The following is a 13,254-nucleotide window of genomic DNA, read 5'->3' on the forward strand; positions in this document are numbered from 1 at the left end:
GCCGCGCCCGCCCACCCGCCCGCCGCGCCGCCCCCGCCCACTCCCGCCGTTGCACCCCTTTCTCGCCGTCGCACCTGCACATCTCGGGTGCACTGGAGACACCGGTGTGCGCCGGCGCCCCACGAGCGCCGCCCGCGCCTCCGTTCACGCCGGGCCGCCGCTCGTCCGCACACCGCCCGCCCCGGGGCCGCCGCTCGTCCGCACACCGCCCGCATGCCGCCACCCCGCCATCGCACCGCTTCCTCACCGGTGCACCTTTGTATTACACGTGCGACCGCGAGATTCAGGTGCTTCGGCGACCGGGGCATCGCCGCTCACAGCGTCGGTCTCCCGTTGCTGACCAGCAGCTCTCCACAGATATCCCACGCGCTCATGTGCAGCGTCCGGCACGATGCCACGATCGGGGGCATGGATGTAGAGCGACAACTCCTCAGCGCAGGCCGCGAGCTGCGCTCGAGCAATCAGCTGGCCCGCGATGGCATGACGTCGCGCGGCCTGATGCTCGCGGTGCGTAACGGTGAGCGTGTACGTGTGCGGTCCGGCTGGTACGTTTCCGGCGCGTTCTGGGAGGGCGCCCGTCCTGAGGAGCGGCACCTCGCCGCGATCGTGGCGGCCCAGCGCGCTACCCGCACGGAGCTGATCTTCTCGCACCGCTCTGCCGCCGTATTACACGGGCTGCCGGCGTGGAGCGATTGGCTCACCGGCGCCGGCATCCGAAGGGCGCCGGATCCCCGACAGGTGCACCTCATCGTGTCGCCTGATCGGCGAGGCGGCTCGACGCCGGTAGCGTTCCGCCATCGGCAGACCGTTGCCGCCTCTGACCTGGTGCATCGTGGAGGCTTCTCCACCACCGGGCCGCATCGGACCATCGCAGACCTCGCGCGGAGCGAGCCGTTCGTACTCGCGCTCGCGTGCGCCGACGCCGAGCTGCGCCGCACCGCGGCGGCGCGCGGCGCAGTCGACGCCGATGCTTGGTCGGACTGGCGTGCCGATATCGCCGACCGTTCCGCGGGGGCCGCCACTCGTAATGGCGTGCGGAGCCTGCGTGCGCTCGAGGCTCTCGCCGATCCGCGCACCGACTCGCCGCTCGAGAGCGGAGCACGGCTGCGCCTGGTGCAGCTCGGCTTCGCCCCGGTGCCGCAGGTGGAGGTGGCAGCACCCGGCGGAGGTCGCTATCTCGTCGACTTCGAGCTCGCCGGGTGCGGGGTGTACGTCAAATGCGACGGCACCTCGAAGTACTTCGATCGGGGCTCAGACGTCGGCCGATCACCTGAAGCGGTGCTTCTGCGCGAGAAACAGCGGCAGAACTGGATCACCTCGACCACGGGCAGGCGCATGGTGCGTCTCATCGCCCGCGATGTCGTCTCGGTCGAGCGCCTCGCGTCTGTGCTGCGCGCATGCTCGATCGAGGTTCCGGGCGCACCCGCCTCAGAACTCGGTCCCGCTATCGCTCGGTTCCTCGCGAGGACGCCGTGAAGCCCCCGCTGTCGCCGCCTTCGGCCGCCGCCGAACCGGTTGTTCGCAGGTTCATCTGCGGGGCGCCGGTGCGGTCGGGGGCGGGGGACCGGCTGCGCGACGCGGGAGTCGAGGCCGGGCGGTCGACTACTCCGCGTCGGCGGGCACGTCGAGACCGTTCACCCGCTGAATCTCGCGCTGGTACTCGGCGACCACGCTGCGCGACACTCGGCAGTCCAGCAGAATCGTGCCGTAGGCGCCGGCCTCCGTCCAGGTGCGCAGGGCGTCGAGGTCGCGCAGGCTGCGCACGCGCACTCCTGTCGCACCGAGTGCTGCGGCCACGCCCGCGAAGTCCACCTCGGGAATCAGCATCGGCTCCTGGTCGAGCCCCATCTCGCCGTAGAGGTGCACCTCCGCACCATAGGCGCCATCGTTCCAGACGACGATGATGCAGCTGGAGGCGGATCGGATCGCGGTCTCGAGGTCGGCGAGCGCCATGAGCCCGCCGCCATCGCCCGTGCTGAGCACGGTCGTCGTGCCCGGAACGGCTGCGGCGACGCCGGCCACCGTCGAGAAACCGAGGCCGATCGTCTGATAGGCAGTGCCGACCATGATCATGCGCTCGGGCGATGCGACGGGCCAGTACATGTTCGCCCAGCCGAGGAAGTGGCCTCCGTCGGTCGTCACGTGACGTTCGGCGGGGAGGAGCTCGCCGATGCGCGCGGCCACGGTGCGAGGATCGAGCCTGCCGTCCGGGCACACGCCGCCCGGAACGCCGGTGGTCCGCTCCCGCAGCGCTCCACCGGGTTCGAGCCCCGCGATCGTCGTGCGCCACCCCGTCGCGCCCCCCTCGGCCCCTGCGGAACCCTCGGCCCCCTCGGCATTCTCGCGCACGGCGATGATTCCGGCGGTCAGCCGCTGCAGCACGTCGCGGGCGTCGCCCTGCAGCAGCTGGTGCGTGATGGGGCGATTCGTCTTGGGAGCGGCGACCTGCTCCGCGTCCACGCGGATCACCGTCGTGCCCGCGCCGAAGAGGTCGCCGAAGCGCATGGTGAACTGGTTGAGGCTCGCTCCGACGACGAGCACGACGTCGGCCGACTCGATCACCTCCATGGCTCGGCGCTGGCCGAAGCCGCCGGTGACTCCCAGGTCGAAGTCATGGTCCGGGAAGATGCCTCGGCCGAGCGCCGTCGTGGCGGTCGGTGCACCGAGCACGGCGGCGATCCGGCCGAGCTCGACGACGGACCCCGAGAGGTGAGCGCCGTGCCCGGCGATGACGAGCGGGCGCTCGGCCTCGAGCAGGGCGTCGACGGCGAGCTCGATCTGATGGTCGGCAGGGCGGGCGTGCGGCGCTGCGGTGGACGACGGATCCATAGCCGAGACCGTGCCGCTGCGCTCCGGTTGCGGCGCGGGTTCGGCGCCCGACACCGAGGCGGAGAGTGCTGCGAGCACCGACGGGTCGGAGAGATCGACGCCGCGCGAACTCGGTGCGCCGGCATCGCCGGATACGTCGCCCTCGGCATCTGCGATCGGCGTGTTCACGAGGTCGTAGGGGATCGCGAGCACGACGGGCCGCCGCACGCGGAGCGCGTACGCCGTCGCGCGCTCGACCGTGCGCGCGATGTTCGTGACCGACAGCGTGTGCGTGCGGATGCCGAGCGCGGCGGCGAGCATCTCCTGGTCGACGTCCCAGGGCCGCGGCCCCGTGCTCGGAGCGTCGCCGACGACGACGAGCATGGGCGTGCGGGCCTGCGCGGCCTCGGCGAGAGCGGTGAGCGCGTTCGTGAAGCCGGCGCCGTACGTGGTGGTGGCGATCGCGAGCCCTCCGCTCACGCGCGTGTAGGCGTCGGCTGCGGCCACGGTGCCGGCTTCGTGGCGCACAGCGACGTAGCGCACGCCGAGGTCTCCGAGTTGCTCGATGAGATGGGCGTTGCCGTTGCCCATCAGGCCGAACGCCACGCGGGAGTGGGGAGCGAGAGCGGTGGCGAGCGCGCGCACCAGAGTCGTGTCAGACATCACAGGTCCTTCGAGAGGGTATACGAGATACAGGGAACCGTGTATGTCTCGCCGGGCGGCGTCGCCCTGGCAGCAGCGCCCCTTTTTCGAGCGCCTTCCCCGGCAGGGCCGGATGAGACCCGACCGAGCTGGACTCCTTCATCTTAGTGATCTGCCGAGCCGCCGCGAAACGGCGCCCGGGATGCGGCGAAACGGCGCCCGGGATGCCGCGAAACGGTGCCGTCGCCGTTGCGCGCCGCCGCCTACCGGTAGCTCTGCGCGATGCGCTCAGCCGCCTCCTGCAGCGCATCGACGACTTCCAGAATGGTTTCGGGCACTTTGAAGTGCACGACGGCGATCGCCGCGGGCGGCTCGCCCGCGATCCGCAGCGGCACCGCGATGCCGGTGACGTCGTCGATGACCTCGGCCCTGCTGAGGGCGTACCCCTTCCGGCGCGCCTCACTGCCGGCGCGGCTCATCTCGGGGTCGCCGAGGTAGGCCTTCCGCTCGGCGCGGGTGAGCGACGACTCGATGGCGTGTCCCGGCGCGCCGCGGTGCAACGGATGCCGCACTCCGGGGTTGCGGGCGATGGTCGCGGCGACGTTCGACGGCTCGGCCGTCACCAGCGTGACCACCTCGTCGGCGTCGAGCACGGTGACGAACGTGGTCATGCCGAGTTCGTACGCGAGCTCGGTGATCACCGGCATGGCGGCGGTGTGGAGCGCCGGGGCGACGCCGCGGGCGAGCACCGTCAGCTTCGGTCCGAGTCGGATGAGACCCGCTTCGTCGCGCACCACGAAGCGGTGCTGCTCGAGGGTGCGCAGGATCCGGTAGGCGTTGGAGCGGTGCACGTCGAGCCCGGCCGCGAGTGCTGCGATCGACATCGGGGATTCGGCTTCGGCGAGCAGCTCGAGCGCGCGCAGACCGCGGGACAGTGTCTGGGAGCCGGCGGTGGGGCCGGTCTCGCTCGCGGGGGTCATGCCTTCTATTCTGTCGGATGCGCAGTCGCCGGAGTGTTGCGCGGGGGCGGCGAGCGACATATTCTTTCTGTGCAGTATTCAGACTGAGTGTTCATATAGTGAACACGGCAGCGCGGCGCACGTCGCGGTAGTGAGGAGAAACAGTGCAGTTCCATCACCACGGGTACGTCTCGACCGATCCACGCATCCTCCCGGCAGCGGGTGTGGGCATCGACCGGCCGTCAGACCTGCCCGAACAGATCGACGTGCTGATCGTCGGCTCCGGGCCCGCCGGCATCGTCACCGCCGCGCAGCTCGCGCAGTTCCCGAACGTCGTGACCCGCGTCGTCGAGCGCCGTGAGGGGCGACTGGTGCTCGGGCAGGCCGACGGCATCCAGGCCCGCAGCGTGGAGACCTTCCAGGCGTTCGGCTTCGCCCGGCAGATCACGGAGGAGGCCTACCAGATCACGGAGACCGACTTCTGGAGCCCCGATCCCGAGAACCCGGCCGAGATCGTGCGCAGCTCCGTCACTCCCGACGATCCGAAGGGCATCAGCGAGTTCCCGCACCTGATCGTGAACCAGGCCCGCGTCATCGACTACTTCGCCGAGTACGCCCGACGCGCCCCGGCTCGCGGTGACATCGACTACGGCTACGAGTTCGTCGACCTGGAGGTGACCGGCGAGGGGGAGTACCCGGTGACGGTTACGCTCCGCAAGATCTCGGGGTTCACGGGCGCCGGCATCAACGCGGCGAAGGTGAACGACGACGAGGGCGAAGCGGTGACCGTGCGCGCCAAGTACGTGGTCGGCGCGGACGGCGCACGGTCCTCGGTGCGCCGCTCGATCGGCGGATCGCTCGCGGGGTCGTCGTCGCTGCATGCGTGGGGCGTGATGGACGTGCTCGCCGTCACCGACTTCCCCGACTACCGCAAGAAGTGCATCATCCACTCGGCGGCCGGCAGCATCCTGCACATCCCGCGCGAGGGCAGCCACCTCGTGCGCATCTACGTCGATCTCGGGGAGACCGACGAGCACGATGCGGGGCAGGTGCGCGGCACCTCGCTCGACGAGATCATCGCCCGGGCGAACGCGATCCTCCACCCGTACACGCTCGACGTGCGCGATGTGCCCTGGCACAGCGTGTACGAGGTGGCGCATCGCCTCACCGACCGGTTCGACGACGCGGCGACCTCGCCCGACGGCAAGGGCCGCGTCTTCCTGATGGGCGACGCCTGCCACACGCACAGCGCGAAGGCGGGGCAGGGCATGAACGTGTCGATGCAGGACGGGTGGAATCTCGGCTGGAAGCTCGGGTACGTGCTCGAGGGGCGCAGCCCGGAGTCGCTGCTCAAGACCTACTCCGACGAGCGCTGGCTGACGTCGAAGAACCTCATCGACTTCGACCACCAGTGGTCGACGCTGATGGCGAAGAAGCCCGAGGAGTTCTCCTCGCCCGACGAAGTGGCGGAGTTCTACGTGCAGACCGCCGAGTTCCCGGCCGGCTTCATGACGCAGTACACCAATCCCATGCTCATCGGCACGGACGCGCATCAGGAGCTCGCGAGCGGGTTCACGCTCGGCAAGCGCTTCAAGTCGGTGCTGACGACGCGGGTGACGGATGCGGTGGACGTGCACCTCGGCCACCATCACCGCGCCGACGGGCGCTTCCGCATCTACGCGTTCGCCGACGCCGACGGCGCGCGCCTCGACGCGTGGGCGCGGTGGATGCTGGAGGACGCGGAGTCGCCGCTCGCCCGCTTCACCCCGTCGGGCGCAGACATCGACGCCGTGTTCGACGTGAAGGCCGTGTTCCAGCAGCACCACCACGATGTCGATATCGCGCGGGTCTCCCGGTTGTTCCTGCCCGCCTCCGGCCCGTTCGGGCTCACGGACTACGAGAAGATCTACGCGGCGCATCCGAGCGACGACATCTTCGCGGCGCGCGGCATCAGCCGCGAGGGCGCCGTGGTGGTCGTGCGGCCCGACCAGTACGTCTCCGCGATCTTCCCGTTGACGGCGACGAGCGAGCTCGGAGCGTACCTGAGCGGTATATTCCTGCCTCAGCCCTGACGCGAGGCGGTGCGCCTGCGATTGATGGCGGTCGCCGCCCACGTCACGGCCCAGAGCCCCACACCGATCGCGAGGAGGAGCCCGGCGATCTCGTACTGGATCCAGTCCTCGACGCTGCGCGCCCACGGTCCGACCAGGAAGAGGGAGAGCACGGCACCGAGAATCGGGATCAGGGTCGGGGCCCGGAACGCGCCGGGCTCCGACGGCTCGCGCCGCAGCACCAGGAGCGCGATGTTGACGACGGCGAACACGCACAGCAGCAGCAGGCCGGTCGTGCCGCCGAGTGCGCCGACGATGCCGTTGTCGGAGTTCAGGTTCACGTACACGACGAGCCCGATCGCGAGGATCGTGCTGAAGACGATGGCCACCCACGGCGAGCGGCGCTTCGGCAGCACCTTGCTGAGCACCTTCGGCAGCACATCCTGCTTCGCCATGCCGTACAGCAGACGGCTCGCCATGAGCATGTTGATCAGCGCGGTGTTCACCACGGCGAAGACGGTGAGGAAGGGGAAGATGGCGTCGACCGGGATGCCGGGGGCGCCGATCCGCACCACATCGAGCAGAATACCGGCGTCGGGGTTCTTCGGGTTGAGCAGGTCGCCCGGCGGGATCACCATGATGACGGTGACGGCGACGAGCATGTAGACGATCGCGCAGATGCCGAGCCCGGTGAGCATGATGCGGGGGAAGTCGCGCTGCGGGTTCTTGCACTCCTCGACGAGGTTCACCGAATCCTCGAAGCCGACCATCGCGAAGAACGCGATCGCAGTCGCCATCGTGACCGCCGCGAACGCCCCGCGATCCGCGGGCGTTTCGAAGACGACGAGCCGTGAGACGTCGCCGTTGCCCTGCGCGATCGCGATGATGCCGATCAGGATGATGACCGCCATGATCGCGATGGTGACGAGGGTGAGCACGAGGTTGAACTTCACGCTCTCGCCGACGCCGCGGAGGTTGATGATTGCGAGCACCAGGATGATCGCGATCGCCGCGAACATCGTCGCAGTCGCATCCTGCGGCACGCCGTCGATGAACTGGCCCATCCCGATGAGCAGGTTCTTGCCGACGAGCGTCGCCGACGTCGCAGCGCTGGTGATGCCCGAGGAGGCGACGGCGAAGGCGATGATGAAGGTCACGAAGTGCACGCGGAACGCCTTGTGCGCGTAGAGGGCCGCACCGGCCGCCTGCGGATACTTCGTCACCAGCTCGAGGTACGAGAACGCCGTGAGCGTCGCGATGACGAACGCGAGCAGGAACGGCAGCCACGCGACGCCCCCGACCTGCCCGGCGACGCGGCCGGTGATCGCGAAGATCCCGGCGCCGATGATGTCGCCGATGATGAGGAGCAGGAGGAGCTTCGGCCCGATGACGCGCTTCAGCCCCTCGCCGTGATCCCGGGGATCGTCGCCGATCGACGCGACAGCTTCGGTGTTCAACTGCGCCATGATGCTTCCTGTCGTGTGCTCGGGAGTCGGGAGTGCGATCGTGCTCGGGCTGCGGCGCCGCGGGAACGATGTGGGCCTACTGTACTGCGCGGGCGGCGCCGTCGAGACGCGGGCGCCCGACGATCGAGGCCGCGACGTCGGAGCGGTCGCCGACGCGCGGGCGCCGGGCGCGCGAAGGCCCCGGCATCCGCAGGGAATGCCGGGGCCTCGGAACGAGCGGCGCGCGTTACTTCGCGGCGAAGCGGAAGAGCTTCTTGTTCGCGAACTCGAGCATGCCCACCTTGCCGAGCTCACGGCCGTAGCCCGACTTCTTCACGCCGCCGAAGGGCACATCGGCGCCCTCGAGGCCGGCTGCGCCGATGAAGACCATGCCCACGTCGAGCTGGTTGCCGACCTGCTCGGCGCGCTCCAGGTCGTCGCAGATGATGACGGAGCCGAGGCCGTACGGCGACGAGTTGGCGAGGTCGATCGCCTCCTGGTCGCTCGAGACCTTGTAGAGCTGCGCGACGGGGCCGAACAGCTCCTGGCTGTAGACGTCCATCGTCGGCGTGATGTTCGTGAGGATCGAGGGGGTGTAGAGGTTGCCGTCGGGGGTGTTGTCGCCGACGAGCACCTCGGCGCCCTGGTCGATCGCTCCCTGCACCTGCGAGGTGAGCGTCTTCGTCGCGCCCGCGGAGGAGAGCGGGCCGAAGTCGCCGGCCTCGTACGACTGGCCGGCGATGGCGGCCTTGTACTTCTCGGCGAACTCGTCGAAGAGCGAGTCGATGACGACGATGCGCTTCGAGCCGTTGCAGGCCTGACCCGTGTTCTCCATGCGGCCGCCCACGGCGTGCTCGACCGCGTGGTCGAGGTCAGCGGTGTCGAGCACCAGGAAGACGTCGGAGCCGCCGAGCTCGAGCACGCACTTCTTCAGCGCGCGACCGGCCTGCTCGGCGACGATCGCGCCGGCGCGCTCCGAGCCGGTCAGCGAGACGCCCTGGATGCGATCGTCGGCGATGATGCCCTCGATCTGGTCGTGGGTCGCGAAGACGTTGACGTAGGCGCCCTTCGGGAACCCGGCGTCGAGGAAGAGCTGCTCGAGCGCGAGCGCGGACTCGGGGCACTGCGCGGCGTGCTTCAGGATGACCGTGTTGCCGAGGATGAGGTTCGGCACGGCGAAGCGGGCGACCTGGTAGTAGGGGTAGTTCCACGGCATGATGCCGAGGATCACGCCGGTGCCCTGGAAGCGGAAGAAGCTCTTCAGGCCGTCCTCCACCTCGAGTTGCTCGTCGGCGAGCCACTTCTCGGCGTTGGCTGCGAACGCGGCGCTGATGGCGCCCGAGAACTCGGCCTCGCCGACCGACTGGTCGATGGGCTTGCCCATCTCGCGGTTGATGATGGCGCCGAGCTCGTCCTTGCGCTCCTCGAACAGCTCTGCCGCCCGCTGCGCCAGGGCGGCGCGCTCGGCGACGGTGGTCTTGCGCGACCAGTTCTGGTACGTCTCATGCGCCGACGCGAGCGAGGCTTCGATCTCCTCGGTGGTCGCGTCGGGGTACTCGGCGACTGTCTCGCCCGTAGCCGGATTGATGACGGCGAACGTGCTCATAGGTGACTCACTCCTTAGTGATCGTCGGTGTTGTGCACGCCCAGTCTCCCACACCGGCTGTCCGCAGCACTACCGCTCGGATGGATCGGATCATGCGAATTCGCCGGGTATCGACCGGCCATTTCGAAAGCCGATCGGGGGCGAAGCTGCGGAATCCGTCGTGGTGCTCGACGGGGCGCGATCCGGATCACCGGGCCGGGAACCCGCTCGGACCGCACTAGGATGATCGCTGTCGCACCCCCGACCTCATAGAGGAGGACTCGCCTTGGCGAAACACACGCTCAGCAATGCCACCGACACCGGGCACATCCACGTCGGCAAGGGCCTGAACCAGAACGCGCTCGGAGTCGTCGGGTCGACGATCATCGGACTCGCCTCGACCGCGCCGCTCTACTCCCTGGCGGCGACGCTCGGGTACGTCATCCTCGCCGTCGGCGCCCAGGCCCCGCTGGTGTTCGTGGTCGCCTGCATCCCGATGGTGTTCGCGGCGTTCGCCTACCAGGAGCTCAACCGCGAGATGCCGGACTGCGGCACGACGTTCGTCTGGGGCGCGAAGGCGTTCGGACCGGTCGCGGGGTGGATCGGCGGGTGGGCGGTCGCCGTTTCGGCGGTGATGGTGCTCGCCAACGTGGGCGAGATCACCGGCCAGTACTTCTGGCTGCTGCTCGGCAACGAGGAGTTCGCCGACAACCGGGTCGTCGTCGTGGCGACGTCGGTCGTGTTCATGGCGCTCATGACGTTCATCAGCACCATCGGCGTGCAGATCGGCGAGAAGCTGCAGATGGTGCTCATGACCATCCAGATCGTCGCGATGCTGCTCTTCGGGGTGCTCGCGCTCGTGCACGCGCTCGACGGCAGCAACGCCGGCTCCATCGCCTTCGACTGGCAGTGGTTCAACCCGGGCGAGCTCACGTCGTGGTCCGGGTTCATGGAGGCCGTGCTGCTCGCGCTCTTCATCTACTGGGGATGGGACACGTGCCTCGCGCTGAACGAGGAGACGAAGAACCCCCGGAAGACCCCGGGGCGCGCCGCGCTCTCGACGATCGTCGTGCTCATCGTGCTGTACGTCGGCATCTCCGTCGCCGTCATGATGTTCGCGGGCTTCGGCGACACGGGCTTCGGCCTCACCAACGAGGCGAATCTCGACGACGTGTTCACCGTGCTCGGCGGGGCGCTCTTCGGCCCGTGGGGCTGGTTCCTGCTGCTGGGCGTCATGCTGTCTGCGGCCTCCTCGACCCAGACGACGATCCTGCCGACGGCCCGCGGCACCCTCTCGATGGCCGTGTACCGCGCCCTCCCCGCGAAGTTCGCGGAGCTGCACCCGCGCTTCAAGACGCCGTGGTTCTCGACGACCGTGATGGGCGCCGCCGCGATCGTGTACTACGTCGGCATGTCGATCCTCTCGGAGGACATGCTGGCCGACTCGCTCACCTCGATGGGGCTCGCCGTCGCGCTCTACTACGCCATCACCTCCTTCGCGTGCGCCTGGTACTTCCGCGACACCCTCCGCGACAGCGCGCGCAATCTGTGGATGCGCGGCATCCTCCCCGTGCTCGGCGGCCTGATGCTGGCGTACGCGTTCGTGCAGTCGTGCATCGACATGATCAGCGTCGACTACAGCTACACCGTCATCTTCGGGATCGGAGGCGCCTTCGTCATCGGCGTCGGCGCACTCCTCCTCGGATTCGTGCTGATGGGCGTCTGGTCGCTGCGACCCGCTGCGAAGCCGTTCTTCCGCGGCGAGAGCCTCAACCGCGAGACCCCGATCCTCGTCCCCGACGAGTGAGTCGCGATCCGTTACGGCGCGGTCACGGAGTTGCGCGCCGCCCGTGACCGTGCCGTAACGCGCCTGCCGTGGAATAGGAGGCATGGGTGAGCGGCTGCAGTGGAAGAAGGTCCTGTCGATCTGGATCGGCATGTACCCCGTCAACGTTGCGACGTCGTGGGTGATCACCATGCTGCCGTGGTGGGGAGGCGTATCGCTGCCCGCGCGATCCGCCATCGTCGTGACCGTCGTCGCGCCGATCATGTGCCTCGTCATGATGCCCGCGGTGACGCGACTGCTCGCCCCGTGGCTGCGGCGCACCCCGGAGCAGGGGCGGATCGAGCGAGAGCTGTGCGCCCGGCTCGACGCACTGGCCGCTCCGCACTGCGGCGCCGAGGAGGTGCGGGCCTCGCGATCCCTGGCCGAACGACGCCGGCCGCCGCGATCCTCCCGCTCCGACACCCCCGGATCCGCTCACTCCGACGCGGGTCTCCGCTACGCTGAGGAGGACCGCGGGGGCGCAGCGAGTCTCCACGCGAGCCTCGGGAGGTCACGATGGAGCGATTCGACACGGTGGTTGTCGGAGCCGGGGTATCCGGGCTGACGGCGGCGAGATTCCTCGCGAACCACGGGCACCGGGTGGTGGTGCTCGAGGCGAGGGATCGCGTGGGCGGCCGCACCTGCAGCGAGCTCGTCGACGGCGTCGTCACCGACATCGGCGCCTCCTGGATCCACGGCATCGACGACAACGCGCTCTACAGCCTGACCCGGGCGTTCGACATGCGCGCGGTGGAGTTCACCGTCGGCAGCTATCAGCCCGACGGGCGGCCGATCGCGAACTACGGCCCCGACGGGGCGCGGCTCGACGATCGGGCCGCGGCGGCCTTCGTCACCGACCTCCGCGAGGTCGACGCCGCGCTCGTCGCGGTGATCGACGTCGCCCCCGAGGGATCCTCGTACGCGGACGCCATCGATCGCGCGCTCGCCGAGTTCGACTGGGACGAGGAGCGCGCAGCGCGCGTGCGCGAGTTCCTGCGCCACCGCGCCGAGGAGCAGTACGGCGTGGCCGCGGAGCGCCTCGATGCGCACGGCCTCGACGACGACCAGGTGGAGGGCGATGAGGTGGTCTTCCCGGGCGGGTACGACGCGCTCGCGCGCGGCCTCGCCGAGGAGCTCGACGTGCGCACGGGGCACGTGGTCGGCCGCGTGGCCTGGTCGGACGCGGGAGCGACCGTGGAGACGGAGCAGGGCGCCTTCGCCGCGGATCGCGTCGTCGTGACCGTTCCCGTCGGGGTGCTCAAGGCCGACGACTTCGTCTTCGACCCCCCGCTGCCCGACCCGGTGGCCTCGGCGCTCGCCGGTCTCGAGATGAACGACTTCGAGAAGGTGTTCCTGCGGTTCCCCGAGCGGTTCTGGGACGCGGATGTCTACGCCATCCGCCGGCAGGGGCCCTCGGCGCTGTGGTGGCACTCGTGGTACGACCTCACCGAGCTCCACGGAGTGCCGACGCTCCTCACCTTCGCGGCCGGGCCGAGCGCGCGGGCGACGAGCGAATGGGGTGACGAGGAGATCGCCGCGTCCGTGCTCGCGTCGCTCCGCGAGATCTACGGCGTGGCCGTGACCGACCCGGAGAGTGTGCGCGTCACCCGTTGGCGCAGCGACCCGTACGCGCGCGGCTCGTACGCGTACCTCGCGGTTGGCGCGCTGCCCGAGGACCACGAGGTGCTCGCCACCCCGCTCGGGGGAGCCGACGGATCGCCCGGCGTGCTCCACATCGCGGGCGAGGCGACCTGGGCCGAGGATCCCGCCACCGTCACCGCCGCGCTCTACTCGGGGCGGCGGGCCGCGGCGCGGATCCTCGACCGCGAACTCGACTTCGCCGAGCTGGCGCCCGAAGCGCCCGCGTCGACCGCGTCGTAACGGAGAGCGCCGGTGCCGCGAGCGCCGTGCCTGTGCGGTGAGGTGCGGGTGCCGTGCC

The 13,254-nt window shown here is 69.7% G+C and carries 9 protein-coding genes; 5 read left to right on the forward strand and 4 right to left on the reverse strand.

Features of this window, described 5'->3' with window-relative positions:
* Window positions 1-408 precede the first annotated feature (408 nt).
* Window positions 409-1,476, forward strand: coding sequence for a hypothetical protein (locus tag BLT44_RS08765; protein ID WP_010157495.1), 1,068 nt, complete (start codon window positions 409-411; stop codon window positions 1,474-1,476).
* Between the two features lie 126 nt (window positions 1,477-1,602).
* Here BLT44_RS08765 and BLT44_RS08770 read toward each other — a convergent pair whose 3' ends face one another.
* Together BLT44_RS08770 and BLT44_RS08775 are read right to left on the reverse strand one after the other, a co-directional pair.
* Complete coding sequence (locus BLT44_RS08770) at window positions 1,603-3,471, reverse strand: thiamine pyrophosphate-binding protein (RefSeq protein ID WP_010157494.1); 1,869 nt, start codon at window positions 3,469-3,471, stop codon at window positions 1,603-1,605.
* Window positions 3,472-3,713: 242 nt separating this feature from the next.
* Window positions 3,714-4,430 (reverse strand): IclR family transcriptional regulator, encoded by a 717-nt coding sequence (locus BLT44_RS08775; protein ID WP_010157493.1) that lies wholly within the window; start codon window positions 4,428-4,430, stop codon window positions 3,714-3,716.
* Window positions 4,431-4,573: 143 nt separating this feature from the next.
* Here BLT44_RS08775 and BLT44_RS08780 point away from each other — a divergent pair, with 143 nt between their 5' ends.
* Entirely contained in the window at window positions 4,574-6,481 is a 1,908-nt protein-coding gene (locus tag BLT44_RS08780; protein WP_010157492.1) for an FAD-dependent monooxygenase, read from the forward strand.
* Here BLT44_RS08780 and BLT44_RS08785 read toward each other — a convergent pair.
* Window positions 6,472-7,926, reverse strand: a complete 1,455-nt coding sequence (locus BLT44_RS08785) for an APC family permease (RefSeq protein ID WP_010157491.1) — start codon at window positions 7,924-7,926, stop codon at window positions 6,472-6,474. The genes BLT44_RS08780 and BLT44_RS08785 overlap by 10 nt on opposite strands.
* 226 nt (window positions 7,927-8,152) lie before the next feature.
* Window positions 8,153-9,511 (reverse strand): NAD-dependent succinate-semialdehyde dehydrogenase, encoded by a 1,359-nt coding sequence (locus tag BLT44_RS08790; protein ID WP_010157490.1) that lies wholly within the window; start codon window positions 9,509-9,511, stop codon window positions 8,153-8,155.
* Between the two features lie 265 nt (window positions 9,512-9,776).
* Between BLT44_RS08790 and BLT44_RS08795 the strand changes: the two genes are divergently transcribed.
* From BLT44_RS08795 to BLT44_RS08805, 3 genes are all read left to right on the forward strand, one after another.
* Window positions 9,777-11,297, forward strand: coding sequence for an APC family permease (locus BLT44_RS08795; RefSeq protein ID WP_010157489.1), 1,521 nt, complete (start codon window positions 9,777-9,779; stop codon window positions 11,295-11,297).
* Window positions 11,298-11,379: 82 nt separating this feature from the next.
* On the forward strand, window positions 11,380-11,880 hold the full coding sequence (locus tag BLT44_RS08800) for a putative antibiotic biosynthesis monooxygenase (protein ID WP_010157488.1): 501 nt from the start codon (window positions 11,380-11,382) through the stop codon (window positions 11,878-11,880).
* Window positions 11,832-13,196, forward strand: a complete 1,365-nt coding sequence (locus tag BLT44_RS08805) for a flavin monoamine oxidase family protein (protein WP_010157487.1) — start codon at window positions 11,832-11,834, stop codon at window positions 13,194-13,196. The genes BLT44_RS08800 and BLT44_RS08805 overlap by 49 nt, the downstream gene beginning before the upstream one ends.
* Window positions 13,197-13,254 lie beyond the last annotated feature (58 nt).

The organism is Leucobacter chromiiresistens (genome assembly GCF_900102345.1).
In the GTDB taxonomy this organism is placed as follows: domain Bacteria; phylum Actinomycetota; class Actinomycetes; order Actinomycetales; family Microbacteriaceae; genus Leucobacter; species Leucobacter chromiiresistens.